Origin of the sequence: Gilvimarinus agarilyticus (genome assembly GCF_000832015.1) — a bacterium.
GTDB lineage: Bacteria > Pseudomonadota > Gammaproteobacteria > Pseudomonadales > Cellvibrionaceae > Gilvimarinus > Gilvimarinus agarilyticus.
Genome location: NZ_JXCJ01000001.1, coordinates 279,121 through 303,622 on the forward strand (window position 1 = coordinate 279,121; position 24,502 = coordinate 303,622).

A 24,502-nucleotide genomic window follows, 5' to 3' on the forward strand; every position below is an offset into this window, starting at 1 on the left:
TAAGAGACGAATTCGGCCGATTGGTTAAAATTTCGCACTTTTCTGATCAAAAAAGCAACTAGGCGTTGATATTGGGGGGCGCTTTTGGTATAAAACGCGGCTCTTTGCGGCCGGGTTGTTCGGCTGACCCTAAATATCGGGATTGTGCCGGTGCCGTCACAGGTAAATGGCGCATCAAACAACCCGCACAGGCTAGCCGCGATTGGATAAAACAGGCTGCTCAATGAATTCTGCTCTGGGCTGCTGTCGGCCTGTTGAAGGCAAGCAGCTCGGCGCGATTAATCAGGTTAAGAGGCAAAACAATGTCTAAGGTATGTCAGGTTACCGGCAAGCGTCCCGTAACCGGAAACAATGTTTCTCACGCAAAGAACCACACCAAGCGTCGTTTTTTGCCAAACTTGCACTCACACCGTTTCTGGGTTGAAGCAGAAAAGCGCTTCGTGAAACTGCGTGTTTCTGCAAAAGGTATGCGAGTGATCGACAAGCGTGGTATCGAGTCAGTATTGGCCGAGCTGCGTGCTCGCGGTGAAAAAATCTAATTTAGGAGATATATCATGCGCGAGAAGATTCGTCTGAATTCGTCTGCAGGTACTGGTCACTTTTACACGACCGACAAGAACAAACGCACCATGCCCGAAAAAATGGAGATCAAAAAATACGATCCCGTTGTTCGCAAGCACGTGATGTACAAAGAAGGCAAAATCAAGTAATTCGATTTTACCTTTGCACAAAAAAGCCCGGCCAGCGATGGTCGGGCTTTTTTTGTACTTAAAGTCTGAGGTCGGACGTCTGTCGTCTGAAGCGGGCACTTTTCCCGTCAGACCCCAGACGTCAATCATCCGGCTATTATTTCGGATATATCGTCTCTACCCCTTCCGCGCGCCCCAGCAGCAGCACATCGGCACCGCGCTGAGCGAACAAGCCGCTCGCTACCACGCCGGTTATCTGATTAATGGTGGTCTCCAGCGCTTTCGGGTCAACGATCGACAGCTGGTGCACATCGAGAATGACGTTACCATTGTCGGTGACCACACCCTCGCGGTATACCGGGTTACCGCCAAGCTTAACCAACTCGCGGGCCACATAAGAGCGCGCCATAGGAATCACCTCGACCGGCAGCGGAAACTCGCCCAGCACATCCACCCACTTGCTGCCATCGGCAATACAGACAAACTCTCGGGCTACCGCCGCGACGATTTTCTCCCGTGTTAAAGCCGCGCCGCCACCTTTAATTAGCGCCAGTTGGGCGTTCGACTCGTCGGCGCCGTCGACGTAAGCGACCAACTCACTCACGCTGTTTAAATCCAGCACTTCGATGCCCAGCGTCTCAAGCCGCTTAGCCGAGGCATCGGAGCTCGCCACCGCGCCGGCAAAGTCATCTTTAAGTTCGCCCAGCATGTCGATAAAAAAGTTAGCCGTCGAGCCGGTGCCCACGCCTAAAATGCTATCGGCTTGCAGCTTGGGGGAAATGTACTCAATGGCCGCGCGGGCCACTGCTTGCTTGAGTTGATCTTGGTTCATGACAGCCTCGCGAGTGTGTATCGACGGGCGTATTATACGGGCTTTAACTTGGCTATTTCACGCTAATTCAGCCGTTGCCAGCGCTCGGCGGAGGTAGATTCGCCCACGCCTGGGTGACGGCGGATGTCAGCCACGGTTAAATTGTTTATGATGGGCGGCTTTCCACCCACTTGCTGCAACCCAACATAGACTTAGCCATGCCGGACTCTTACATAAAACGCATTCTTAATGCTCGCATTTACGATCTCGCGGTCGAGACGCCGCTGGAGCAGGCGCGCCTGTTATCACAACGCACCGATAACAACGTGTTGCTCAAGCGCGAAGATCTGCAGCCAGTGTTCTCGTTTAAAATTCGCGGCGCCTACAATAAGCTGCTGCAGCTAACCGACGAAGAGCGCAAGCGCGGCGTTATTGCCGCCTCCGCGGGCAACCACGCGCAAGGGCTGGCACTGGGCGCGCAACACCTGGGCGTAAAAGCCACGATCGTGATGCCGCGCACGACTCCGGCTATTAAAGTAGATGCCGTACGCGCCCGAGGCGCCAAGGTCGTGCTGCACGGCGATAATTTTGACGAGGCCTCCAAGCACTCGCAAAAATTGGTTGAAGAAAAAAACCTCACCTATATTCACCCGTTTGACGACGCCGATGTGATTGCCGGGCAAGGAACCGTGGCCATGGAGATTTTGCGCCAGTACCCGAAACACATAGACGCGATTTTTGTTCCGGTAGGCGGCGGCGGCCTGGGTGCTGGGGTCGCGGCTTACGTAAAATACGTGCGCCCAGATGTTAAAGTCTTTGCCGTCGAGTCGGCCGAGTCGGCCTGCCTCGCGGCCGCGCTCGAGAGCGGTCGCCGGGTAAAACTGCCGCAGGTGGGTATTTTTGCCGACGGCGTGGCCGTGGCACAAATCGGCAAAGAGACCTTTCGCGTTCTAAAAGAAACCATCGACGGCGTAATTACCGTTAATACCGACGAGATTTGCGCCGGCATTAAAGACATCTTCGAAGACACCCGCTCAATTGCCGAGCCCGCAGGCGGCGTGAGCGTGGCCGGCCTTAAAAAATACGTCGCAGAGAACAACATCAGCGGGCAAACTCTGGTGGCTATCGACAGCGGTGCCAACATCAACTTTGATCGCCTGCGCTATATCTCCGAGCGCACCGAAATTGGCGAAAAACGCGAAGCCATTTTGGCAGTGACCATCCCCGAGCGCCCCGGCGCCTACAAAGATTTTTGCCGCGCCCTGGGGCGACGCAACATCACCGAGTTTAACTACCGCTTTGCCGACTCCGACCAGGCACGTATTTTTGTCGGTATTCAAGTAGGCACCGACCCAAGCGATCGAGAAGAGTTAGTGAGTGATCTGCGGGCAAAAGGCTACGATCTTGTGGACATGACCGACAACGAAATGGCCAAGCTGCACATTCGTTACATGGTTGGCGGCCACGCGATGCAAGTGTCGGAAGAGATGGTGTTTCGCTTCGAGTTCCCCGAGCGCCCCGGCGCCCTGCTGACCTTTTTAACCGAAGTGGCCGGGCGCTGGAATATCTCGCTGTTTCACTACCGCAATCACGGCTCTGCTTACGGCCGTGTATTGGTCGGCATGCAAGTGCCCGAGGCCGAGCGCGCGCAAGTGAAAAAGTTTTTGGCCGAGATTAACTATCCGTTTTGGGATGAGACAGATAACGAAGCGTATCAGTACTTTTTGGCTTGATCGGGTTACGGGTTACGGGTTACGGGTTACGGGTTACGAATAAATTGTAGCGCTCCGTCCCCCCCCACACTACGGAGCACTAAGCCCCTGCAGTCAACCGAACGTAGGCCTATTTTAGGGGGTAAGCATGGATGCGTGCGCAAGTATCGTCAGGACAGGGAGAAGTTGAATGCAGTAGGCAGAGAGGCCGGCCTGGGCTGCGCCCTGTCGATACGGCCCGCCAAAATAGGCTGGAGTGAGAGAATCCGAAGGGCTGAGATGCCGGGGTGCGCTTTTTCGTCCCTTTTTCGTCGCATTACAAAAAGGGACTCGCCCGCCCGGCGACTGAGGGCAAACAAGCTGAAGGCTGCTCCATCAGCATATCGTCTGACACCCACCCCCGAAAAACGCGACAGTGATGCGAAACGCCCCGTCACCGAATCGCAATATACTCCCGCTCGGTGGCAATACCGTCGAGCGGCACATCCCAGCTGGCAAGCTCTAGCGCATCCACCTCTTGGCAACTGTGCGCCACCCCCACTAAACGCGGACGCTTAAAACCCTTAGCGCGGCGCTTGGCGGCAAAGGTGGTGTCATAAAAGCCACCGCCCATACCCAACCGTCCGCCTGTGCGATCAAACCCCACCAGCGGCAGTAAAACGACATCTAAATGACGGTTGTTGAGCGGCGCCCGCACCGGGCCGACGGGCTCGGGAATACCAAAACGGTTCGGCGCAAAACGGGTGCGGAGAGCAAAAGGGGTAAACCACAGGCGGCGCTTTAGCCACGGGTGGAGCACAGGTAAGTAGCAACGCTTATGATGTTGCCATGCGCGGGCCGCCACCGGGCGCGGGTCTATCTCACCGTCACTGGGCCAATACAGAGCAATTCGCTTAGCGCTATTAAACCAGGGCTGTAATTGTAGTTGGCGCAGTAAGCCCGCACTGGCTTTAGCTTGGGCTGCAGGCGATAGAGCGCGACGGCGTGCACGCAGTAGTCGGCGCAGCTCACGGCGGTTGCCGGTGGTGGCAGACATTACGGGAGCGTCAGGTGCAGAAAAATGGATGCGGGTCATAGGCAAGAAATTAAAAACCCCAAGATGCCGCTGTCAAGTTGGCCTTGAACCCTAGAGTTCAAGGGGTGGCGCCTGCGATGTTATTAGGCTTTCCGTCGTGCGGACATGCTCACAAACACCGGCGAGGCACTACCTGGTACAGCAGTATCGGCTCAAGGACTTAGTCGACTGGCGCACATCCCAGGGTGTGTATTTATTATAACGCACATTAGGGGTACAACCCAAAGACTTCTGCCGCCAGCAATACCTGGCAGGCTGTTGTAAAACCCCTTGGATGCTCCGCGTGCAGCCGCTGTGCACTGTCTCGACGGACAGGGTGGCTCTCTTTGCTAGAGACAAGCGCGGCAGATGTGCGCTTCAGACCTCGCCCTACGGGGCTTCCAGGCTGGGTACGTAAGGGGTTTTCAACAGCCTGCTAGTGTTTATCAGAGAGCTGATCCAGCTGCGCTTCGATTTTATCTTGCATACGATCGAGAGCCGCCTGATTAACCCCCGTGCTATCGCTTGCCTGCTGCGCCAACAGCAGCTCGTGGCTAAGGTTAAGCGCCGCCATCACGGCGATTCGCTCGAGGCCAACCACCCCGCCGGCGCTTTTAATCATACGCATGCGCTCATCCAGTACCTGGGCCGATTGCACCAGCGCCACACGCTCTTCGGCCGGGCAGGCCACTTGATAGTCTTTATCGAGAATTTTTACACTGACGGTTTCGTTACTCACCGGAATTACCTCTCACTGCGATCACCGTGACGCACTAGTAGCGCGACCCGCTACTGCGCCTCCAGGCTTTTTAGCCGGGTGATCATGGCTTCGACGCGGGTGCGCGCCAGCTCGTTTTTCTCTACCAGACGCACGCGCTCTTGCTGCCACTCGCTTTCGCGCGTTTTGAGGGCAGTGTTTTCCTGCTGCAGGCGACTGCACTGGCGAAGCAGTTCATCCAGCTTAGCTTCCAGGGTAAATAATAGATCTTCAGACATAGCGGCAGGKGACCAATTGGGCTTCAGGGCTTACTATATTGCGCCCTTGGCAGAGGGTCAAATGTTGTTGATGTAACTTCGAGCTATTGCACAAACAGGCCCTGTTACAGAAGGATTTTTTCACTTTTTCGGGTAATTCATCTCGCGCCAATCGGGCCGCGGGCAGCACTCGTGATAGCATGTGCGCAGTAAACAGAGGGTTTAGCCATGACAGAAATTGAACGATCGGAAAGTGAATTTGACCGCTGGGATGAATTACTCGACCCGCTGGGCGCCGTTAATAGCCCCGCCGAGTTACAGGGCATGCTGTGCGGCCGACTGTGTGGCAACCCGCTAAACGAGGCCGATTGGCTGCGTTTGGTTGAAGATTTTATGGCGCTAACCGAAACACCCGACAGCGCCACCGTAGATGAACTTATCAAGCTGCTAAAAGACACCAAAGGGCAGCTGCAGGGCGAGGGCTTTAGCTTTGCGTTGTTTTTACCCGACGACGAGCAGAGCATGTCCGAGCGGGTGGAGGCTTTATCTCAGTGGTGCCACGGCTTTTTATCGGGTTTTGGCGCCGCCGGCGTAGTGGAGCGCGGCGACCTGCCCGAAGAGGTTAACGACACCCTGAGCGACTTTGCCGCTATCGTCCAGATTGAAGCCGATGATAACGACGCCGCCAGCGGCGAGTCCGACTTTTTAGAGGTAGCCGAGTACGTGCGGTTATCATCGCTCAGTTTGTTTCAGGCGTTTGGCGAGCAGGCACCCGATGAGCCAGGAAGCGCCACCCAAAGCCCCACCACACTTCACTAATACCAGCCACCTGAGGTTTGCATGCGCATTACCAAAGCCGAATTCAGCCGTCGCCGCAAAGCGCTGATGGACGTCATGGAGCCCAACAGCATTGCCATTGTACCGGCGGCCCCCGAGTGCACCCGCTCGCGCGATACCGAGTACCCCTACCGTCCGGACAGTGACTTCTTTTACCTTAGCGGATTTCACGAGCCCGAGGCGGTGATTGCGCTAATTCCCGGGCGCGAGCACGGCGAGTTTGTGCTGTTCTGCCGTGATCGCGATCCGGAGCGAGAAATTTGGGACGGCTACCGCGCAGGCCCGGACGGCGCCTGCCGTGAGTTTGGCGCCGACGACGCTTTCCCCATCGACGATATCGACGATATTCTGCCGGGCTTACTGGAAGGGCGCGAGCGGGTTTACTACGCCATGGGCAAAGACGCTGGCTTTGACCGTCAGGTGATGGAGTGGGTTAACACCATTCGCGCCAAAGTGCGCTCGGGCGCCACGCCCCCCGGCGAGTTTTTAGACCTCTCGCACTTTTTACACGACAACCGGCTGTACAAAAGCGCCGCCGAAGCGCGCGTAATGGCCGAGGCGGGCGAGATCTCGGCCCGCGCCCACATGCGCGCCATGCGCTATTGCCAGCCAGGCGTGATGGAGTACCAACTCGAGGCCGAAATTCTGCACGAATTTGCCATGGCCGGCGCTCGCCACCCCGCTTACAGCACCATTGTCGGGGGCGGCAAAAACGGCTGTATTTTGCACTACATCGAGAACGACGCCGCCCTTAAAGCGGGTGACTTAGTCCTGATTGACGCCGGCTGCGAGCTCGAAGGCTACGCCGCCGACATTACCCGCACTTTTCCGGTAAGCGGCACTTTTAGCCCAGAGCAAAAAGCCCTGTACGAGATCGTGCTGGCCGCGCAAGACGCCGCCATGACCACCTTAAAGCCCGGCGCGCACTGGAATGAGCCCCACGAAGTATCCGTACGGGTAATTACCGAAGGTCTGTTAACGCTTGGGTTATTAGACGGCGAGTTAGACACCTTAATCGACGAGGGCGCCTACCGCCGCTTTTACATGCACCGCATCGGTCACTGGCTGGGCATGGACGTGCACGATGTGGGCGATTACAAAGTCGGCGGCGAGTGGCGGGTACTCGAACCCGGCATGGCCATGACCGTTGAGCCAGGTATTTACGTGGCGCCCGACGACGAACAAGTGGCCAAAAAATGGCGAGGTATGGGCATTCGTATCGAAGACGACGTCATTATCACCAAAGACGGCTGTGATGTACTGACCGACACCGTGCCCAAAACCATCGACGCCATCGAGGCACTGATGGCCGAGGCCAGCCGCGACCGGAGCGCCTAAACATGCGCACGCCTGAGCCCACAGTAGAGCTTGCGGTAGTCGGTGCCGGCCCCGCTGGCGCCTGCCTGGCGCTGCTGTGTGCCCGGGCTCGGCCCGACTGGCGTATCGCCATTGTCGACCCCCAGCCCAGCGTGCCAGACAACGGCCCTTACCACCCAAGCTTTGACGCCCGCGCCACCGCGCTATCGGCCGGTAGTGTGCAATTGTTCGAGCAGCTTGGCCTGTGGCAAGACTTAACAACACACAGTACCGCCATCAGCGCCGTGCATGTGTCCGATCGCGGCTACCTGCCCGGCCAATTGCTGGACGCCTCAGCCACCGGTATGGCAACTCAAGGTTATGTGGTACCCAACACCTGGCTCGGGCGCGTCTTGCTGCGCGCGCTTAACGCACAGCCCAACATCCAACTGCATCAGGCGCAGGCCACCGGGTTTCAGCCACTGGCCGGCGCCGGCCTCTTAAGCCTGGATAACCACCTAGCCCCGCTTACAGCACAACTAACCGCACTGGCCGACGGCGCCAACTCTCCCCTGCGTCAAGCACTGGGCATTACCAGCGACGACAACCCCTATTACCAAAGCGCCATTATCGCCAATGTACGCGTAGCCAAGCCTCACCAAGGCGTCGCTTACGAGCGCTTTACTGACACCGGACCGCTGGCGCTACTGCCATTGGGGCAATCCCCCCAAGCGCGCGAGATGGCTATGGTCTGGACACTGCCAACCCACAGGGCTGAGGCTATACAGCAAGCACCCGAACCCGAATTTTTAACGCGCCTGCAGCAGCACTTTGGCCACCGTCTGGGACGCTTTGAAGCGGTCAGCGAACGCCATTGCTACCCGCTGGTACTGCGTCAGGCGCGCGAGCAGGTGCGCTCAAATCTGGTATTGGTGGGTAATGCCGCGCATTTTTTGCACCCGGTGGCCGGCCAGGGCTTTAATCTAGCGCTGCGCGACTGCGCCACTCTGTCGCACACCATTAGCCAAAGCGGCACCCCGGGCTCACTTGCGTTACTACAGCATTATCTCCGCCAGCGCGCGCAAGATCAGGCTATTACCACCCGCGCCGGAGACGCCATGGTGCGACTGTTTAGCAGCAAAGCGCTGCCCGCCGTCACGCTGCGCCACCTAGGGCTGCTCAGCCTGGAGCTGGTCCCCGCGCTGCGCTCGGCGTTTGGCAAGCAGATGATGGGCCTTAACCGAGCGCCACTGGAGGCTCACAATGGCTAATGCCGAATACGACATAATTGTGGTGGGCGCCGGTGTCGTCGGCGCCAGCATGGCGGCCTATCTGAGTAAAACACTGACCGCCGATACCCGCGTTGCGCTGGTGGCACCGCCCGCCCCGGCAACCGATAACGAGCCCTTTGATGCCCGGGTAGTCGCCCTGACCGAAGCGTCGCGTCAACTATTTGAGCAACTGGATGTGTGGCGTAACGTTGCCAGTCAGCGCGCCTGCCCCTACCACGATATGCAGGTATGGGACGGTGAGGGCTCGGGCCATATTGAATTTAATGCCGCCGATGTAGCGCGCGACAGCCTGGGCCACATTGTCGAGCACCGGGTGTTAAACCAAGCGCTGGAGCGCGCTTTAGAGCTCACTCGGGTACAGCGCTGGCAGCAGCCGGTCAGCGCTTTACTGCGCGACAACCATGGTGCGGTTAGCGGGGTCGAGCTGGATTCGGGCGAGACTCTGGCCGCACCACTCACGATTGCCGCCGATGGCGCCCGCTCTAAGCTGCGCGAGTTGGCCGGCATTGCCGAGCGTCAGTGGTCTTACCAGCAAAGCGCGATCGTCGCCACTGTACGCTGCGAAAAGCCCCACAAGTTTACCGCCCGACAGCGCTTTATGAGCACCGGCCCACTGGCACTGCTACCGTTAATTGAGGCGCCCGAAGCCAACAGCGGCTATCACTGCTCGATTGTCTGGTCCGCCGACCAAGGCTTTGCCGATACTCTGATGGCGCAAGATGACGCCGCCTTTTGCGCGTCGCTCGAGCGCCACTTTGAGAGCCGCCTCGGCGCTATCGAGCATGTCAGCAAGCGCCACGCCTTTGCCCTGCATCAGCGCCATGCCAAACAGTACGTACAGCCGGGGCTTGCACTGATCGGCGATGCCGCCCACAGTATTCACCCTCTGGCGGGTCAGGGGGTAAATCTGGGGCTGCTGGATGTTGCTTGCCTCGGCCACGAGTTACAGCGCGCCGGCGCTCGCGGGTTAGCAGCCGACGAGTACAGTACCCTGCGCCGCTACGAGCGCCAGCGCATGGGCCACAATCTAACCATGATGGCCGCCATGGAGAGCTTTAAGCGAGTATTTGGCAGCCGCCAACCGGCCCTCACGCTGATGCGCAACCGGGCCTTAAGCGGGGTGAACTCGCAGCCGGCGTTAAAAAGCTTTTTAGCCCAACAGGCGATGGGCCTGTCGTTGTAACCACTCGATGTCACCACGCGATTCTTTTAGCCAAGAGCCATTCGTCATGATCAAACACAAAATCCCCCCCCTGCTTAACGCCTTACTGTTGCTGTGGTTAGTGGCCAGTGCCGGGGTGCTGGCCAGTGAGCTTGAGTTGGCCACGGTGTTTGCCGCAGCCCTGACGTTGGTGATTGCGGTATTTGTGTGGCGGCGCCAGCGCTGGGGCTACTTTGCCGCGGCGGCTTGGGGGCTGGCCTGTTACCAGCTGGCCAAAGAGGGGCTTGCGCTGGAGCAAGTGAAGCGCGCTGCCATGTTAGGGGGCTTTTTTGTGGTGCCAACCGCACTGTATTTGCACGAAATCTTTTGCCGTCGCCCCAAAACAAAACACCACTCGCCCGATTCATAATAACGCTTTTTAATCGCCGTAAAATCGCCTTTGTGGCTATTGAAACAGCCATAATGAAGTGCTTTAATTTTGAGCAGTGGCGCCAATCAAGCTCTACACACTAGGGCGGTATTGGCGCTGCGCACTTACTGTTGGGTCAGCCGGGCTGGCGAGTGAAGCAAACGAGGGCGTTATGTCAGATCAATTGGTCTCTGGTGTTGTTAAATGGTTTAATGACGCAAAAGGTTATGGATTTATCGAACGCGAAGGCGGAGCGGATGTGTTTGTACACTTTCGCGCCATTAACGGCACGGGCCGACGCACCCTGTTAGAGGGGCAAAATGTGACCTTTGAAGTGGTGCAGGGCCAAAAAGGCCCGCAGGCAGAAAACGTTACCGCGGTTTAAGCCTTAACCCACCTCTGCGTGCGTATGAGCTAGATGTACGCACACCCATAATACCAGCGCCTCGCGACTGCACCCAGTGCGGTTGCGGGGCGCCTTACTGTTTGTGAGTTATGTCCAATCTGAGTGTTGTTATCTGGTGGTTTGTCATTATTGCCGTGGGCTACTACTGGTGGCGCGCCTTGCAATCTAAGGCGGTAGCGCTCGGCTACGCACAACGTCACTGCAAAGAGATGGACGTACAGATGCTGGACCAGAGCGTGTATTTACGCCGTCTGTGGTTTAAGCGCAACCGCCGCGGGGCGCTCTCGTTATGGCGCGCCTTCTATTTTGAATTTACCTCCACCGGCGAAGATCGCTACAGCGGCCGCGTGGTGATGTTGGGCCGCCGGGTCGAGGCGGTGCAACTGGACCCGCACCGGGTGCACTAACAAACGCTAGGCGCCGGCACCATTCCCCTCAAAGACGGCTAAATTTGCCGCAAACCGTGAATTATTGGCCACTTGCCGATATAATTCGCGCTTTGTCCCCACTGCGGACAGACCTTAGCAGCCCAACTGCCATTTCGGAGAACACCCATGTCAGAGCGCCAGGCGCAAGTATCACGCGATACGCTGGAAACCCAGATCAGTGTCGAGCTCGATCTCGACGGTACCGGCTGCGGCACATTCGATACCGGCGTGCCCTTTTTGGAGCACATGATGGATCAGATCGCCCGCCACGGGATGATCGATCTTAATGTTACCTGCCGCGGCGATAATCATATTGACGATCACCACAGCGTAGAAGACATCGGCATCACCATCGGCCAGGCCATTGCCCGCGCCGTGGGTGACAAAAAAGGCATTCGCCGCTACGGCTACGCCTATGTGCCACTGGACGAGGCCCTGTCGCGGGTGGTGATCGATTTTTCCGGGCGCCCCAGCCTGATTATGAAAGTGCCTTTTACCCAGAAACGTATTGGCGCGTTTGATACCGAGCTGTTCTCTGAGTTTTTTCACGGTTTTGTCAATCACGCTCAGGTAACGCTGCACATCGATTGCCTGCGCGGCGACAACGCGCACCACCAGATCGAGACCGTGTTTAAAGCGTTTGGCCGCGCGTTGCGTATGGCACTTGAGCCAGATCCACGCATGGCCGGCATCATGCCCTCCACCAAAGGCAGTTTATAAGCAGGTTCTATGAGCGAAACAGTTGCGGTTATTGACTACGGCATGGGCAACCTGCACTCGGTTGCCAGCGCCCTGGGCAAAGTGTGCGATCACACAATCATTGTTACCAGCGATCCGGCCGAGATCGCCAGCGCCGACCGGGTGATATTCCCGGGGGTAGGCGCCATTGGCGATTGCATGGGCGAGATCAAACGCCTCGGCTTTGATGCGGTGTTGCGCGAGCAAGTCGCGAGCGGTAAACCGGTGCTGGGCATTTGCGTTGGCATGCAGGCTTTAATGAGCAATAGCGCCGAGAGCGGCGGCACCGAGTGCATCGATTTATTTCCCGGTAGCGTCGAGTTTTTTGGCAACCAGCTAAAAGGCGATCAGGGCGAAACCTTAAAAGTGCCGCACATGGGCTGGAACCAGGTGCACCACAACGATCACCCGCTGTGGGCCGACATCCCGCAAGATAGCCGCTTTTACTTTGTACACAGCTACTATGTGCAAAGCGCCAACAGCGAGCAGGTAATGGCCAGCTGCCACTACGGCGTCAGCTTTGCCGCTGCCGTGGGTTACAACAACTTATTTGCCGTGCAGTTCCACCCCGAAAAAAGCCACACCGCCGGTCTACAGTTACTTCACAATTTTGTCCGCTGGAACGGTCAGAGCTAACGTCTTAAGAGAGAGTAAACATGTTAATTATCCCCGCCATCGATTTAAAAGACGGCCAGTGTGTACGTTTGCGCCAAGGCCTGATGGACGACTCTACGGTTTTCTCTGACGACCCGGTGGCGGTTGCCGCCCAGTGGGTCGAGGCCGGCTGCCGCCGCCTGCACCTGGTGGACTTAAACGGTGCATTTGCCGGCGCGCCGGTTAACGGTGACGTGGTGACCGCCATTGCCAAAGCGTACCCCAAACTGCCCATTCAAATCGGCGGCGGCATCCGCAGCAAAGAAACGATCGAACACTACTTAAACGCCGGCGTGCAATACGTAATTATCGGTACCAAAGCGGTAAAAGAGCCCGAGTTTATTACTGATATTTGCCGTGAATTTGCCGGCCATATTATTGTTGGTCTGGACGCTAAAGACGGCTGGGTAGCGACGGATGGTTGGGCCGAAGTCTCTAACGTAAAAGCAACGGACTTAGCCAAGCGCTTTGAAGCCGACGGTGTTAGCTCGATTGTGTACACCGATATCGCCCGCGACGGCATGATGCAGGGCGTCAACGTCGAGGCCACCGTTACCATGGCACAGGCGTCGAGCATCCCGGTGATTGCCTCGGGCGGTATTACTAACATGGACGACATTCGCGCACTGAGTGCGGTTAGCGACCAAGGTATTTGCGGCGCCATTACCGGCCGCGCGATTTACGAAGGCACACTGGATGTCGCCGAAGCACAACAGTATTGCGACGGCACGGAGTAAGTTATGGGTTTGGCTAAACGCATTATCCCTTGCCTTGATGTGGACAATGGCCGCGTGGTTAAAGGCGTGCAGTTTGTCGATATTCGCGATGCCGGCGATCCGGTCGAGATCGCCAAGCGCTACAACGAGGCCGGTGCCGACGAGATTACCTTTCTCGACATTACCGCCAGCCATCAAGGCCGCGACACCACCGTACACACGGTAGAGCGCATCGCCAGTGAAGTGTTTATTCCGCTCACCGTGGGCGGCGGTATTCGCAGCAACGATGATATTCGCCGCATGCTTAACGCCGGCGCCGATAAAGTCGGCATTAACTCGGCGGCGGTACACAACCCGGATTTTGTTAAAGCCGCCAGCGACCGCTTTGGTGCCCAGTGTATTGTGGTGGCGATTGACGCGAAACAAGTGAGTGCGCCGGGCGAGCGTTTGCGCTGGGAGATTTTTACTCACGGAGGCCGCAAGCCCACCGGTATCGATGCCGTAGAGTGGGCCGCACGCATGAGCGATTATGGCGCCGGCGAAATCCTGCTTACCAGCATGGATCGCGACGGCACCAAGAATGGGTTTGATCTACCCCTCACAAGTGCCATTAGCGCGGCAGTGCCGATACCGGTTATTGCCTCCGGCGGCGTGGGCAACTTGCAACATTTAGTGGATGGCGTTACCGAAGGCCACGCCGACGCGGTATTGGCCGCGAGCATTTTTCATTTTGGTGAGTACTCGGTACTAGAGGCAAAAGAGTACATGCAAGAGCGCGGCATTGAGGTGCGTTTGTAAGCGACCTGTTGCGCTCATGACGGGGCAAAGAGAACCGTTAATGTTAAAGCCGCGCAGGATGCGCTAGCGATAGCCTTTCAAGTGCAGACTTGCAGAATGTGACACCATGCAGGCCGGCAACGAGCCTGCTAAAGGGCAAGCGCGGGGCACGGCGTAATTTAAACCTGCCGCGCCCAAAGCTTGTTAGGCGGCTCGGTAGCGCTCGATGATTTTAGCGGCCTCTGGCGCCGAGGCGCAGATATAGTCGATGAACTCGCCTACGCCTATTTCAGCATCGCGACGGTTATCGAACGGACCGATATCAACGCCCTCACGGGTTTGGTAGTACCAGTAACCTGACTTTTCTAAAAAGCGGCCGCTGCGCTCGGGAACACTACCCTGCTCACCTTCTCTGTGTATCTCGGTCATAGTTTTCACCTGCTGTTTTATTCAATCCTTGTAATGGGCCGCAAAAAGCGCGCCCGTATCGCTTACTACCTGCATTATGGTGCAAATTCATCCAAGTGTGTGTGAAATTGTACCTATCACCCCGATTTACTTATACCGTGTTTATCTAGTATTACAGCGGGCTGATAACGCCAGTTTATCAAATTTCCCCAACTCCACCAGCGGCTATTGGCTAGAACGACTGGGAAATACCGATTAGGCGGTCGATAATCGCGCAAACTATTGGGTGCCAATGGGCAACTTCCACTCCCAGCTAACGCCTGCCGCGTTAGCTGAGAAACACTGACCAAGCGTACTGATTGCCCGGCCAACAGGTTCCCCGCCTGCTCCAGCACCTCCAGTGTTTCTGGGTACGGGTGGCCAATGGCGATCGCCGAGCCGCGCTGGCGCGCCAGCTCGATGGCCCGAACCAGCTGCTGACGAATATGCTCGGGGTCGCGCACATGATCTAAAAACACGTCGCGCTCTGCGTTTCTTAGGCCGTAGCTCTTCGCCACCTCGCCGGCAACACTGGCCGAAGTGGTACGGCTATCAACAAAAAACAAATCGCGCCGCTCAAGCTCACCCATAATCCAGCCCATAGGCTGAGCATGCTCGGTAAGCGCACTGCCCATGTGATTGTTTACGCCTACCACCTCCGGCAGCGTCATCAAACTGTGGCGTAAGTTATTCAGCAACTCATCCCGGGGCATCCCCAGCTCTAGCGCTCCCGGCCCAAGTGGTAAGCCGCGCTGGTTAGCCATCGGCGCGTGCAGTATTAGCTCTTTGCCCTGTGTGTGAGCAAAAGTCGCCAGCTCGCGACTGTGAGGTGTCAGGGGGAGTAAAGCGAGGGTATAAGCACCCTTTAGCACGGCGGTACGGCGCCCAAGCGAAAGGTTATAGCCTATATCGTCGATGATAATGGCGAGCTTGGCATCAGGCTCGGCCACGGCTTGAGCACTAAAGGCCAGCGGCAGCAATAAGCTCGCCGCCATACGGGCGAGCATTGCGCCAAAGCGGGTTTCGCTCACGGCGCCTCTTGCAGGTTGCCAGAGCTTTCGGTAGCCGCTTTGGGGGGCGCGATACCGGCGCCATCTTGCGGCTCGGCCAGCGCAGGCTGACGCAAAATATTCAGCCCTTTTAGCAGGTTCAGGGCCTCGTGCAGCTGGTTGTCGTTGCTTAGCAGTGACTGCTGAGCACTGCGGGCTTCGTCGCGGGTTTTACTGTCGCTCTCTTCGGCCCCATTGTCGTTACCCAAGTGTCCGGCCAGGTCGGCCTCCGTGGTGCGCAAGCGGGGTTTTACTGCGGTGACTTTGGCGCGCTCTACCATCACATCGGGCTCTATGCCCTGAGCCTGAATCGAGCGACCACTGGGAGTGTAGTAGCGCGCGGTGGTCAGCTTAATGGCGCGGCTATCCGAGATGGGCACAACGGTTTGCACCGAGCCTTTACCAAAGCTACGCGTACCCATAATCACAGCCCGCCCCTGATCTTGCAGGGCTCCTGCGACAATTTCCGAGGCCGACGCCGAGCCGTCGTTAATCAGTACCACCACCGGCAAACCGTGGGTTAAGTCGCCGGCACTGGCTTCGTAGCGGCTGTAGCTGGATGATAAGCGCCCCTCGGTGTACACCACCAAACCGCCATCCATAAAGGCGTTGGCGACATCCACAGATGCTTGCAACACACCGCCCGGGTTGTTCCGCAAATCGAGGATGACGCCTTTAATATTACTCTGCTCACCCAGAGTTTTCGTCAGACGGCTGGTTACGTCATCGCCGGTGCCAATTTGAAACTGGGCAATGCGCAGATACAAAAAGTCGTCATCGAGAATCTTAGTGCGCACACTGCGCACTTTAATAATGTCGCGCTCGATGATGAGTTCAAAGGGTTGATCAACCCCTTCACGGACAATAGTCAGCGTTAGTGGGCTGCCTTTGGGGCCGCGCATAAGGGCCACCGCCTCGTTCAGGCTAAGGCCTTTTACGGGTTTTTCGTCCAACCGGATAATTAAATCGCCCGCCTCTATGCCGGCTTTTTGCGCGGGGGTGTCATCAATCGGGGAGATCACTTTAACAAAGCCATTCTCCATGCCCACTTCAATCCCCAAGCCACCAAACTCACCCGAGGTATTCACTTGTAAATCCTCAAACGACTCGGCGTCGAGGTACGCCGAGTGTGGGTCCAGCTCAGCCATCATGCCTTTGATGGCATACTCCAACAATTCGGAATCACTGAGCTCTTCAACATAGCTGCTGCGAATGTGGTCGTAAACGCGGGTAAACGTGCGCAAATCTTCCAGCGGCAATAACCCTTGCGGCTCGGCCTGAGTGTCCTCCGCCATGCCTAAATCAGCGGTAGACTCCTGTGCGATTGCCGGTAGCGACAAAAAACCGGTCAAAGCCAACAGGCTGACAAATCGTTGGCAACTGGCAAACAGCATGTGTTTCTCCTGCAGGTGAGCGTGTGGCTCTTTTGCGTTAATGGGTAAGCGACTCACGCCCGCGCCAGCCAGGCACTGGGGTTGGTGGGTTGGCCCTTGTGGCGTATCTCAAAGTACAGGCCGCTGTAGCTTTGCCCGCCCGTATTACCGACCCGGGCAATCACTTCGCCACCGGTCACCCGATCACCTGGACGCTTTAATAAGGTTTGATTGTGCGCGTACAGGCTCATGTAACCCTCGCCGTGATCGACGATAATAAGCAAACCCTGCCCGCGCAAATACTCGGCAAAAATAACCCGCCCGCTGTGTACTGCCAACACCGGGCTGCCGGGGCGCGCATCAATGACGACCCCTTCCCAGCTTAGCTGGTTGCCCACCCGGTCGCTGCCAAACTTGTGCCGCAGCTTACCGTCGGCCGGCCAGGGCAATTTACCACGCAAACCGCTAAATGCGGCGCCGGCGGGCGCAGCCTGACCGAAAGTGGCGGTCATCTCATCAAGCAGAGCTTGTAATCGCTGGCCATTTTGCCGCTCGGCGACCAGTTTAGCGTCTTTGCTGTCGATGATTTTGCCAAGCTTGGCCAGGGTACTGGAGCGCTCTTGCTGTTGTTGCAGCAACTGCTGCTGCTTAGCGCTTAATTGATCGCGACGCTGACGTAAGCCATCGCGCTGGGCGACAATTTTAGGTTCGAGCTCACTGAGCTCTGCCAAGGTCGCCAAATAAGATTTGAGCTTGTCGTTACGCGCTTGCAGTAAATAATCGTGGTATTTACTCAGGCGAGTAATACGCTCGGGGGACTGTTGATTTAGCAGCAGGCGCAAAGGACTTTGCGGGCCGGATTGATAGGCGCTGCGTACCTGACTGGCTATTTGACTGCGCTGCGCCTGACGGCTGCGCTCAAGTTGCCGTTGTTGTTGTTGCAGCGATTGCAAATCGGCATCCTGGGTTTCGATTTCGTCACTGATGGTCTCGACTTTTTCTTCCAGCTCGCCGATCTGAGTCTCGGATGTCTCTAACTCTTGCTGCAGCTTGCCGCGCTGCCCCTTAACATCGTCCAACTCTTTTTTTAGCGTTTCGATGTTCTCGCGCAATAACTCAAGCTTTTTTTGGTACTCGGCGGCATCATCAGCGGCCTGCACCGGAACCACGAGTGCCACCACACTGACAAGCAATAGAGATCTTAGCGCCCGGGTTACGGGCGCCAGAAACATGGTGCTCACTTTGCAGGCTTGCACAGGCATACGCACGAAACGCCGCGGTCTCAGCCGAACTACTCGGTTAGAGTAATCAGATTGCGACCGGTCATCTCCTCGGGCTGGTTCATACCCATCAGGTGCAACATGGTCGGTGCCACGTCGGCCAGTGAGCCGCCCTCAGCAATAGCACCCTTGCGCGCACTGACAAATACCAATGGTACCGGCAGCGTAGAATGCTGAGTGCTAACCTGACCCGAATCCGGGTCAAACATCTCTTCACAGTTACCGTGATCGGCGGTTAGCAGCACTTCACCGCCGGCTTTTTCGGCCGCCTCTAGCACCCGGCCCACACACTCATCCACCGCCTCTACGGCGGCCACGGCGGCTTCAAAAATACCCGAGTGGCCCACCATATCGCCGTTGGCGTAGTTACAAATTACCGCGTCATATTTACCGGACTCTATCGCCTCAACCAGCTTATCGGTTACTTCAGGGGCGCTCATTTCGGGCTTCAGATCGTACGTAGCCACATCGGGTGACGGGATCAAAATGCGGTCTTCACCTTCAAATACAGCCTCTTTACCACCGTTAAAAAAGAAGGTGACGTGAGCGTATTTTTCGGTTTCGGCAATGCGCAGCTGGGTCTTACCCTGATTTTGCATATACTCGCCAAACGAATTCACCAAATCTTGCGGCGGGAAGGCGGTGCTGGCTTTGATGTCGGCGGCATACTCGGTGGTCATCACAAAGTCGGCCAACTGCGGTACCAGCTTGCGCTCAAAGCCATCAAACTCGGGCTCGATCAAAGCGCGGGTAATCTCGCGGGCGCGATCGGGGCGGAAATTCATAAAGATAACCGAGTCGCCATCGTTGATAGTGGCAACCTCTTCACCCTCACCGCAAATAACCGTGGCGCTGACAAACTCGTCGTTTTCGTCACGGGCATAGGCCGCTTCCAGGCCGGCTACCGCTGTTTCGGCGTCGTATTCGGCATCGCCGGTAACCATCACGTTATAGCACTTCTCGACACGGTCCCAGCGGTTATCGCGGTCCATCGCAAAGTAGCGGCCGCAAATACTGGCCACGCGCCCGGTGCCCAGCTCGGCAAACAGCGCTTCGGCTTTGGCCAGCGGCTGTTCGGCGCTGCGTGGCGGCGTGTCGCGACCGTCCAAAAAGGCGTGCAGATAAACCTGTTTTGCACCGCGGCCTACAGCGGCGCGAATCATGGCGTAGATGTGATCCTCGTGCGCATGCACCCCGCCAGAAGACAGTAGACCGATAATATGCACGGCTTTATCGGCGGCCGTAGCCTTATCGATGGCGTTGGCGTAAGCGGCATTGGTGGCAAACTCGCCATCCTCGATCGCCTTATTAATACGGGTGAAGTTCTGATACACAACACGGCCGGCACCCAAGGTCATGTGGCCCACTTCACTGTTGCCCATCTGGCCTTCGGGCAAGCCCACTGCCAAACCAGAAGTGCCTATCAGGCTCTTGGGGCAATTGTTCCAAATGCGATCCCAAACGGGTGTTGTGGCGCTGTAAATCGCGTTATGTTCGGTGTTTTCCGAGTGGCCGAATCCGTCAAGGATCAGCAAAACCATGGGTTTTTTCTTGGCAGTCATAGGTAGTCGTCGCTTATGTATCGTACAAATTAGACAGGCATAAAGCTCAGTTAGCCCTGTGGGCCAGAGGCGGCACCGCGTAACAGGGCCACCTAAAGAACAATATTCTAACCGCTATGGGGCCACAACTCTATGGGGGAAGCCGCCGGATGCTGAGAAAATAGCCGATCATGGTGTATACTCCCCGCCTTTGTCGCCATAGGGCTCTGTGCTCTGGGCAAACACAGCTCAATAACCAAAGGTGGTTCGGTGGAGATAATTGCTTTTCTCAATCAGGAGTGGATGCTGGTCAGTACATTGGCAGCACTTATTCTTATTTACGGGTGGCGCGAGCGGGTCAAGAACGGCCAGCCGGTTACCACGGCGCAAGCCACAGCTTTGATTAACGCCGATAGCGCCATCTGGCTGGATGTGCGCGAGAGCAAAGAGTTTGAAGCCGGCCATATCGTCGAGGCCATTAACATCCCGCACGGCAAAGTCGCCGAGCGCTTGAACGAGCTGGACAAATACCGCGATAAAACCATTATTGTGGTCGATAAGCTCGGCCAGCACGCCGGCAGCATAGGCCGCATGCTAGGCACCAAAGAATTTGATGTACGCCGCCTCAGTGGCGGCATCAGCGAGTGGCAGAACCAAGGTCTGCCACTGGTAAAATAGTGAGGCTCGTTATGGCTAACGTTGTGATGTACACCACCGCCATTTGCCCATTTTGCGTCAATGCCAAGCGCTTACTGGCCAGCAAAGGCATTAGCAATATTACTGAAATACGCGTCGACCGCGAGCCGGCCAAACGCAAAGAAATGATGGCCAAAAGCGGCCAGCACACAGTTCCACAGATCTGGATTGGCGAGCGCCACGTCGGCGGCTTTACCGATCTCTGGGCCTTGGATAAACGCGGTGAACTGGACCCTTTACTGGCCTCCTGAAACACCCCCATTTGCAGACTAAAGAGACAGAACTATGTCAGAAGAAAACTCTACTCCAGAAGCCGCCGGCGAACAAAAAGCAAGCCCGGCATTTGCCATTAAGCGCGTCTACCTTAAAGACCTGTCGTTTGAAACCCCCATGGGGCTTGAGGCGTTTAATCAACAACACCCCCCTAAAGTTGAGCAAGAGCTGAACGTACAAGTAGCCAAAATCGATGAGGCCCACCACGAGGTTGTACTGCTGCTGACAGTGACTGCCAAGATCGAAGAACGCACCGCGTTCCTGATTGAGGTGAAACAAGCCGGAGTGTTTAACATTACCGGCCTGAGCGGCGCACAAATGGCTCAAACCATTAACTCTACGTGCCCGAATATCCTGTTCCCTTACGCCCGCGAAACCATCGATAGTATATTGTCTCGCGGCACATTTGCCGCACTGATGCTGCCGCCGATCAATTTTGACGCCGTATTTGCGCAAGCCATTGCGCAGCAACAGCAACAACAGCAGGCCGCCAGCGAAAGCGCACAGACCGACGCTTAATTGCCCGGCACAACTGTCTAAAAAACCCACAGCTTGCTGTGGGCTTTTTTTTGCCCCTGATATGTGCGGCGCTCGGCAAACGGCAACACATCTGCGTATACTCTTAACAGGAGTTTTCTGGTTACCAGGTGCGCAACGCATTCAACTGCAGCGCTCTTGCGATATTTTAATTTCTTATATAAGAGTTAGTGCCAATGTTTAACCTCTCTCGCATTTTAGAGTCCGGAGCGAGCCAAATCGCCGCCATAGACCTGGGCTCCAATAGCTTTCATATGATTATCGCGCGCTGGGAGAATCAACAACTCACGCTGCAGGACAAACTGCGTGAGCCCGTACGTATGGGCTGGGGGCTTGAGGAAGACGGCAGCCTGAGCGAGGAGGCACGCGACCGCGCACTGGCCTGTCTGGAGCGCTTTGGCGAGCGGCTGCGTAACTTTCCCTCTGGTAGCGTGCGGGCCGTGGGCACCAAGACATTGCGCTCGATTAGCGACTCCAAAGAATTTTTACGCCTCGCGCAGGAAAAGCTCGGCCACCCGGTAGAAATTATTTCGGGCGATGAAGAGGCACGCCTGATTTACCTGGGAGTCGCTCACTCGATTGCGCCGGATGAAAAGAGCCGGCTGGTAATCGACATTGGCGGCGGCAGCACCGAGGTGATTGTCGGCACTGGCATGCAGCCCACCGTCAAAGAAAGCCTGAGCATGGGCTGTGTTGCCATGACCAAACGCTTTTTTAGCGACGGCAAAGTTACCGACAAGTCGATCAAAAAGGCCCTGATTGCCGCCGGCCAGGAAATCGCCCCTGTCGCTGACGAATACAGCGAAAAGCCCTGGCAAGAAGTGCTGGGAGCGTCCGGCACTATCAAAGCGGTCGCCAATGTGTGTTTGGCCGCCGGCTGGAGCAGCGGTGAAATTAGCAAAAAATCACTCGATAAAATTATTGCCGCTTACGCCAAGCACGGCGCCACCGACCTCGCCTTGAGTGGCGTATCAGATGACCGGCAGCCGGTTTTTTTAGGGGGTGTGATTGTCTTAGCGGCACTGTTTGAAACACTCGACATCGATACCATGTTGGCCTCCGACTGGGCTCTGCGCGAAGGCTTGCTGTACGACTTAAAAGGCCGCCTGGAAGATCACGATATCCGTCAAGCCAGCATCGTCGGCTTGGCCACGCGCTTTCATGTCAATTTAGCCAAAGCTGACCGGGTGGCCTTAACCGCGCAACAGCTGTTGGCCCAAGTTAGCGACGACTGGTCACTGGAGCCGGTAGATGCCGGCAAAATGTTGAGCTGGGCCGCGCACTTAGCGCCGGTGGGCCTCGACATCTCACACAGCGACTATCACAAGCACAGCGCTTATATCGTCGAGCACGTGGATATTGCAGGCTGCTCGCGCGCCGAACAAACACAATTGTCGCTGCTCGCGCGCGCCCACCGCAAAAGCCTGCCAGGCAAACAATTGTCAGAGCACGGCGACGACCTACTGCACTTAGCTATGTTGCTGCGACTTGCGGTTATCTTTAACCGCACCCGCCGCCACAGCCTCCCTGAAGGCATTGTGTTAAGCGCCAAGAAAAAGAAAAAGCTCAGCCTCCACTTGCCACAACACTGGCTGGAAGCCAACCCCCTGGCGTTGGCCGACTTAGAGTCAGAGGCTAACTATTTAAGTAACGCCGGCTACCAGCTGCAAATCGTTAGCGATGACTAATACCGTGTAAAACTCGAAAGCTGTTGGTAAAAGTTGACGGCATTTAAATTGCCGAGCTCGGCCGATTTTTTTGCATCACGGTATGCGGCCGGATAGTCCTGCAAATGAAAGTAGGTACCCGCGCGCTCTAAGTAGGCATCCCGATGCTCTGGGTTACGGCTGATAAAATCGTCCCAATAGTCAACGATCTCGGTTAACCTTGCCTGACGAAACAAGGCAAAATCCATTAATTCGAAGTAACGAAAATTATCAGGCTTGAGCTTCATTAACGCGACAAGCAGCTGCTCTGCCTCACTGTTTTCATCAAGCGCCAAATGCGCCATGGTGGATTTAAACAACGCTTGCTCGTCATACCGCGATGGCTGACTCTGGGTGATGATTTTAGCCTGGTCTTTGTCAAAGCCGGTAAAATCCGGGCGGGTGGTCTTCCCGCAAAGCCTGACCCTAAAGCGCTCTATGTGCTCATCGATCCCGTCAAGCGCATGCGCCCGCTCCACATCAACCAGCGCATCGCTAAAGCGTCCTCCGGTGTAGTACAAAGACTTAGACCGCCAGTAAAGGTAGTCAGACGTATCGGGCTGGTAATAAGCGGCACGGGTAAAGTCATCGGCCGCCTTGCGATACAAACCCAGTCGGTATTTTGCTTTGCCGCGCATGTAAAAGACGGGCGGGTTCGGGCCAGACTCCAGCGCCAGATTAAATGCCTCTATCGCCGCCTCGTACTCATTGCTGCGATAGAGCAGATTGCCCAACACATATGGCTCAAAGCCTTGCAGCTGAAGAAGCTTAGGGTTGGCGTTGGCATCAAACTCGGACTCCGCCAGAAACGCCCGAATCTCTGCCCCCGAGCCGCCCCACTTAGGGTTTAGCAAGTTCAGGTAATAGCGCCGGGCGAGGTAATTATTGGGGTAGTACTCATTAGCGCGCGCTAAGGCCTCTTGGGCCGAAGGCATATCGCGGCCAGGCATCGCCATATTAATCTGCAAGTAGTAACCCACCAGTGCCTCTGGGTTAAGCGCTAACGCTTGGGAGATATCTTCTTGGGCCTTGGCAAAGTAGCGCTTCATTTCACGCACTTGATACTGCGTAAGATCGCGGCTCCAGCCACCACCGCGGGCCTGCCACCCTAAGTCGCCGCGATAGACGGCCCGAGCCAAATAAGCTTGATAAGCCTTCGGGCTGTGCGCCAACCATTGTTCAAACACCGCATCTATATCATCGCCGACGAGATCGCGAAATGCGTAGTAAGCCGCTCGCAGCGAGTGCTCGTAAGCAATGTCCGCTTGCACTTCTTGTAGCCTAAGGTGCAACTGCTGATTTAACTGGTCAAAGTCACGGGCACTAAACAGGCGACGCAACATCAGGACATCACTGTAACCGGGGCGGGAGTAGGTAACCGACTCGGGCGACGCTGAGGGTTTAGACGGTAGAGTGATCGCCGTGGCAGGTAAGGTATGAGGTCGGGAGGGGGTTTGTGCAGGAGTCGACTCAGCGGGTAAATCCGCACTTACTTCACCGGCTGGGGGTTTATCGCTGTAGCTTACCCGGCCATTTTCATCCGTCCATTGATAAATAGCCGCGGATGCCTGCCCCGCAAACATCCCCAGCAGTAACACCCCTAATCGTAATAACGCCATATTCATCTTCCCTGAAAGCCAAACC

At 56.4% G+C, this 24,502-nt stretch carries 28 protein-coding genes and 1 other RNA gene; 18 read left to right on the forward strand and 11 right to left on the reverse strand.

Going from position 1 to position 24,502, the window contains the following annotated elements:
- The first annotated feature begins 302 nt into the window (after window positions 1-302).
- Both rpmB and rpmG read left to right on the forward strand, forming a co-directional pair.
- Complete coding sequence (gene rpmB / locus SD69_RS01230) at window positions 303-539, forward strand: 50S ribosomal protein L28 (protein WP_041521759.1); 237 nt, start codon at window positions 303-305, stop codon at window positions 537-539.
- A gap of 15 nt (window positions 540-554) precedes the next feature.
- Window positions 555-710 carry a 50S ribosomal protein L33 gene (gene rpmG, locus SD69_RS01235; RefSeq protein ID WP_041521760.1) on the forward strand — a complete coding sequence of 52 codons (156 nt, stop codon included), beginning with the start codon at window positions 555-557 and terminating at the stop codon, window positions 708-710.
- Between the two features lie 136 nt (window positions 711-846).
- Here rpmG and rpiA read toward each other — a convergent pair whose 3' ends face one another.
- Window positions 847-1,521, reverse strand: coding sequence for a ribose-5-phosphate isomerase RpiA (gene rpiA / locus SD69_RS01240; protein ID WP_041521761.1), 675 nt, complete (start codon window positions 1,519-1,521; stop codon window positions 847-849).
- 197 nt (window positions 1,522-1,718) lie between these two features.
- On the opposite strand from rpiA, the gene ilvA reads away from it, so the two are divergent.
- A complete protein-coding gene (ilvA, locus tag SD69_RS01245; protein ID WP_041521762.1) occupies window positions 1,719-3,233 on the forward strand; it encodes a threonine ammonia-lyase, biosynthetic in 1,515 nt (504 codons plus the stop codon).
- A gap of 412 nt (window positions 3,234-3,645) precedes the next feature.
- Here ilvA and SD69_RS01250 read toward each other — a convergent pair whose 3' ends face one another.
- The 4 genes from SD69_RS01250 to SD69_RS01260 form a co-directional block, all read right to left on the reverse strand.
- Window positions 3,646-4,248, reverse strand: a complete 603-nt coding sequence (locus tag SD69_RS01250) for a 5-formyltetrahydrofolate cyclo-ligase (protein ID WP_041521763.1) — start codon at window positions 4,246-4,248, stop codon at window positions 3,646-3,648.
- Between the two features lie 51 nt (window positions 4,249-4,299).
- Window positions 4,300-4,477, reverse strand: a non-coding RNA gene (gene ssrS, locus SD69_RS18310) — 6S RNA.
- A gap of 225 nt (window positions 4,478-4,702) precedes the next feature.
- Complete coding sequence (locus SD69_RS01255) at window positions 4,703-5,005, reverse strand: cell division protein ZapA (RefSeq protein ID WP_041521764.1); 303 nt, start codon at window positions 5,003-5,005, stop codon at window positions 4,703-4,705.
- Between the two features lie 50 nt (window positions 5,006-5,055).
- Entirely contained in the window at window positions 5,056-5,262 is a 207-nt protein-coding gene (locus tag SD69_RS01260; RefSeq protein ID WP_041521765.1) for a TIGR02449 family protein, read from the reverse strand.
- A 207-nt stretch (window positions 5,263-5,469) separates the two neighbouring features.
- Between SD69_RS01260 and SD69_RS01265 the strand changes: the two genes are divergently transcribed.
- The 11 genes from SD69_RS01265 (at window position 5,470) to hisF (ending at window position 13,977) form a co-directional block, all read left to right on the forward strand.
- Window positions 5,470-6,060, forward strand: coding sequence for a UPF0149 family protein (locus tag SD69_RS01265; RefSeq protein ID WP_052480787.1), 591 nt, complete (start codon window positions 5,470-5,472; stop codon window positions 6,058-6,060).
- A gap of 21 nt (window positions 6,061-6,081) precedes the next feature.
- Window positions 6,082-7,416, forward strand: a complete 1,335-nt coding sequence (pepP, locus tag SD69_RS01270) for a Xaa-Pro aminopeptidase (RefSeq protein WP_041521766.1) — start codon at window positions 6,082-6,084, stop codon at window positions 7,414-7,416.
- A 2-nt stretch (window positions 7,417-7,418) separates the two neighbouring features.
- Entirely contained in the window at window positions 7,419-8,645 is a 1,227-nt protein-coding gene (gene ubiH, locus SD69_RS01275) for a 2-octaprenyl-6-methoxyphenyl hydroxylase (RefSeq protein WP_041521767.1), read from the forward strand.
- Window positions 8,638-9,849 (forward strand): UbiH/UbiF/VisC/COQ6 family ubiquinone biosynthesis hydroxylase, encoded by a 1,212-nt coding sequence (locus SD69_RS01280; protein ID WP_041521768.1) that lies wholly within the window; start codon window positions 8,638-8,640, stop codon window positions 9,847-9,849. The genes ubiH and SD69_RS01280 overlap by 8 nt, the downstream gene beginning before the upstream one ends.
- 46 nt (window positions 9,850-9,895) lie before the next feature.
- Entirely contained in the window at window positions 9,896-10,237 is a 342-nt protein-coding gene (locus SD69_RS01285) for a hypothetical protein (protein WP_041524294.1), read from the forward strand.
- 172 nt (window positions 10,238-10,409) lie between these two features.
- Window positions 10,410-10,622, forward strand: a complete 213-nt coding sequence (locus SD69_RS01290) for a cold-shock protein (RefSeq protein WP_041521769.1) — start codon at window positions 10,410-10,412, stop codon at window positions 10,620-10,622.
- A gap of 110 nt (window positions 10,623-10,732) precedes the next feature.
- Complete coding sequence (locus tag SD69_RS01295) at window positions 10,733-11,050, forward strand: DUF3301 domain-containing protein (RefSeq protein ID WP_052480788.1); 318 nt, start codon at window positions 10,733-10,735, stop codon at window positions 11,048-11,050.
- Between the two features lie 147 nt (window positions 11,051-11,197).
- Window positions 11,198-11,791, forward strand: a complete 594-nt coding sequence (gene hisB / locus SD69_RS01300) for an imidazoleglycerol-phosphate dehydratase HisB (protein WP_041521770.1) — start codon at window positions 11,198-11,200, stop codon at window positions 11,789-11,791.
- Between the two features lie 9 nt (window positions 11,792-11,800).
- Window positions 11,801-12,445 carry an imidazole glycerol phosphate synthase subunit HisH gene (gene hisH / locus SD69_RS01305; protein WP_041521771.1) on the forward strand — a complete coding sequence of 215 codons (645 nt, stop codon included), beginning with the start codon at window positions 11,801-11,803 and terminating at the stop codon, window positions 12,443-12,445.
- A 20-nt stretch (window positions 12,446-12,465) separates the two neighbouring features.
- A complete protein-coding gene (gene hisA, locus SD69_RS01310) occupies window positions 12,466-13,200 on the forward strand; it encodes a 1-(5-phosphoribosyl)-5-[(5-phosphoribosylamino)methylideneamino]imidazole-4-carboxamide isomerase (RefSeq protein ID WP_041521772.1) in 735 nt (244 codons plus the stop codon).
- Window positions 13,201-13,203: 3 nt separating this feature from the next.
- Window positions 13,204-13,977, forward strand: coding sequence for an imidazole glycerol phosphate synthase subunit HisF (gene hisF / locus SD69_RS01315; protein WP_041521773.1), 774 nt, complete (start codon window positions 13,204-13,206; stop codon window positions 13,975-13,977).
- Between the two features lie 183 nt (window positions 13,978-14,160).
- Here the strand turns inward: hisF and SD69_RS01320 are convergent, their stop codons facing one another.
- The 5 genes from SD69_RS01320 to gpmI all read right to left on the reverse strand — a co-directional run bounded on the left by SD69_RS01320 (window position 14,161) and on the right by gpmI (window position 19,667).
- Window positions 14,161-14,385 (reverse strand): DUF6316 family protein, encoded by a 225-nt coding sequence (locus SD69_RS01320; RefSeq protein ID WP_232301127.1) that lies wholly within the window; start codon window positions 14,383-14,385, stop codon window positions 14,161-14,163.
- A 116-nt stretch (window positions 14,386-14,501) separates the two neighbouring features.
- Entirely contained in the window at window positions 14,502-15,434 is a 933-nt protein-coding gene (locus SD69_RS01325; RefSeq protein WP_052480789.1) for a divergent polysaccharide deacetylase family protein, read from the reverse strand.
- Entirely contained in the window at window positions 15,431-16,846 is a 1,416-nt protein-coding gene (locus SD69_RS01330; protein ID WP_041521774.1) for a S41 family peptidase, read from the reverse strand. The genes SD69_RS01325 and SD69_RS01330 overlap by 4 nt, the downstream gene beginning before the upstream one ends.
- 53 nt (window positions 16,847-16,899) lie before the next feature.
- Window positions 16,900-18,057: a murein hydrolase activator EnvC family protein gene (locus SD69_RS01335; protein WP_198144039.1), complete on the reverse strand. Its 1,158-nt coding sequence runs from the start codon at window positions 18,055-18,057 to the stop codon at window positions 16,900-16,902.
- Between the two features lie 59 nt (window positions 18,058-18,116).
- Window positions 18,117-19,667 (reverse strand): 2,3-bisphosphoglycerate-independent phosphoglycerate mutase, encoded by a 1,551-nt coding sequence (gpmI, locus tag SD69_RS01340; RefSeq protein ID WP_041521775.1) that lies wholly within the window; start codon window positions 19,665-19,667, stop codon window positions 18,117-18,119.
- A gap of 249 nt (window positions 19,668-19,916) precedes the next feature.
- Here gpmI and SD69_RS01345 point away from each other — a divergent pair, with 249 nt between their 5' ends.
- The 4 genes from SD69_RS01345 to ppx all read left to right on the forward strand — a co-directional run bounded on the left by SD69_RS01345 (window position 19,917) and on the right by ppx (window position 22,840).
- Window positions 19,917-20,324: a rhodanese-like domain-containing protein gene (locus SD69_RS01345; protein ID WP_332307903.1), complete on the forward strand. Its 408-nt coding sequence runs from the start codon at window positions 19,917-19,919 to the stop codon at window positions 20,322-20,324.
- Between the two features lie 11 nt (window positions 20,325-20,335).
- Window positions 20,336-20,593, forward strand: a complete 258-nt coding sequence (gene grxC / locus SD69_RS01350) for a glutaredoxin 3 (protein ID WP_041521776.1) — start codon at window positions 20,336-20,338, stop codon at window positions 20,591-20,593.
- Window positions 20,594-20,627: 34 nt separating this feature from the next.
- Window positions 20,628-21,134 (forward strand): protein-export chaperone SecB, encoded by a 507-nt coding sequence (secB, locus tag SD69_RS01355; RefSeq protein WP_041521777.1) that lies wholly within the window; start codon window positions 20,628-20,630, stop codon window positions 21,132-21,134.
- 194 nt (window positions 21,135-21,328) lie between these two features.
- Entirely contained in the window at window positions 21,329-22,840 is a 1,512-nt protein-coding gene (ppx, locus tag SD69_RS01360; protein ID WP_041521778.1) for an exopolyphosphatase, read from the forward strand.
- Here ppx and SD69_RS01365 read toward each other — a convergent pair.
- Window positions 22,837-24,477, reverse strand: coding sequence for a DUF4124 domain-containing protein (locus tag SD69_RS01365; RefSeq protein ID WP_198144040.1), 1,641 nt, complete (start codon window positions 24,475-24,477; stop codon window positions 22,837-22,839). The genes ppx and SD69_RS01365 overlap by 4 nt on opposite strands.
- Window positions 24,478-24,502 lie beyond the last annotated feature (25 nt).

Excerpts from the sequence above, each read along its gene's own strand:
- rpmB (WP_041521759.1), top strand. The coding sequence starts at position 303 with ATGTCTAAGGTATGTCAGGTTACCGGCAAGCGTCCCGTAACCGGAAAC.
- rpmG (WP_041521760.1), top strand. The coding sequence starts at position 555 with ATGCGCGAGAAGATTCGTCTGAATTCGTCTGCAGGTACTGGTCACTTT.
- rpiA (WP_041521761.1), bottom strand. The coding sequence starts at position 1,521 with ATGAACCAAGATCAACTCAAGCAAGCAGTGGCCCGCGCGGCCATTGAG.
- ilvA (WP_041521762.1), top strand. The coding sequence starts at position 1,719 with ATGCCGGACTCTTACATAAAACGCATTCTTAATGCTCGCATTTACGAT.
- SD69_RS01250 (WP_041521763.1), bottom strand. The coding sequence starts at position 4,248 with ATGTCTGCCACCACCGGCAACCGCCGTGAGCTGCGCCGACTACTGCGT.
- SD69_RS01260 (WP_041521765.1), bottom strand. The coding sequence starts at position 5,262 with ATGTCTGAAGATCTATTATTTACCCTGGAAGCTAAGCTGGATGAACTG.
- SD69_RS01265 (WP_052480787.1), top strand. The coding sequence starts at position 5,470 with ATGACAGAAATTGAACGATCGGAAAGTGAATTTGACCGCTGGGATGAA.
- pepP (WP_041521766.1), top strand. The coding sequence starts at position 6,082 with ATGCGCATTACCAAAGCCGAATTCAGCCGTCGCCGCAAAGCGCTGATG.
- ubiH (WP_041521767.1), top strand. The coding sequence starts at position 7,419 with ATGCGCACGCCTGAGCCCACAGTAGAGCTTGCGGTAGTCGGTGCCGGC.
- SD69_RS01280 (WP_041521768.1), top strand. The coding sequence starts at position 8,638 with ATGGCTAATGCCGAATACGACATAATTGTGGTGGGCGCCGGTGTCGTC.
- SD69_RS01285 (WP_041524294.1), top strand. The coding sequence starts at position 9,896 with ATGATCAAACACAAAATCCCCCCCCTGCTTAACGCCTTACTGTTGCTG.
- SD69_RS01290 (WP_041521769.1), top strand. The coding sequence starts at position 10,410 with ATGTCAGATCAATTGGTCTCTGGTGTTGTTAAATGGTTTAATGACGCA.
- SD69_RS01295 (WP_052480788.1), top strand. The coding sequence starts at position 10,733 with ATGTCCAATCTGAGTGTTGTTATCTGGTGGTTTGTCATTATTGCCGTG.
- hisB (WP_041521770.1), top strand. The coding sequence starts at position 11,198 with ATGTCAGAGCGCCAGGCGCAAGTATCACGCGATACGCTGGAAACCCAG.
- hisH (WP_041521771.1), top strand. The coding sequence starts at position 11,801 with ATGAGCGAAACAGTTGCGGTTATTGACTACGGCATGGGCAACCTGCAC.
- hisA (WP_041521772.1), top strand. The coding sequence starts at position 12,466 with ATGTTAATTATCCCCGCCATCGATTTAAAAGACGGCCAGTGTGTACGT.
- hisF (WP_041521773.1), top strand. The coding sequence starts at position 13,204 with ATGGGTTTGGCTAAACGCATTATCCCTTGCCTTGATGTGGACAATGGC.
- SD69_RS01320 (WP_232301127.1), bottom strand. The coding sequence starts at position 14,385 with ATGACCGAGATACACAGAGAAGGTGAGCAGGGTAGTGTTCCCGAGCGC.
- SD69_RS01330 (WP_041521774.1), bottom strand. The coding sequence starts at position 16,846 with ATGCTGTTTGCCAGTTGCCAACGATTTGTCAGCCTGTTGGCTTTGACC.
- SD69_RS01335 (WP_198144039.1), bottom strand. The coding sequence starts at position 18,057 with ATGTTTCTGGCGCCCGTAACCCGGGCGCTAAGATCTCTATTGCTTGTC.
- gpmI (WP_041521775.1), bottom strand. The coding sequence starts at position 19,667 with ATGACTGCCAAGAAAAAACCCATGGTTTTGCTGATCCTTGACGGATTC.
- grxC (WP_041521776.1), top strand. The coding sequence starts at position 20,336 with ATGGCTAACGTTGTGATGTACACCACCGCCATTTGCCCATTTTGCGTC.
- secB (WP_041521777.1), top strand. The coding sequence starts at position 20,628 with ATGTCAGAAGAAAACTCTACTCCAGAAGCCGCCGGCGAACAAAAAGCA.
- ppx (WP_041521778.1), top strand. The coding sequence starts at position 21,329 with ATGTTTAACCTCTCTCGCATTTTAGAGTCCGGAGCGAGCCAAATCGCC.
- SD69_RS01365 (WP_198144040.1), bottom strand. The coding sequence starts at position 24,477 with ATGGCGTTATTACGATTAGGGGTGTTACTGCTGGGGATGTTTGCGGGG.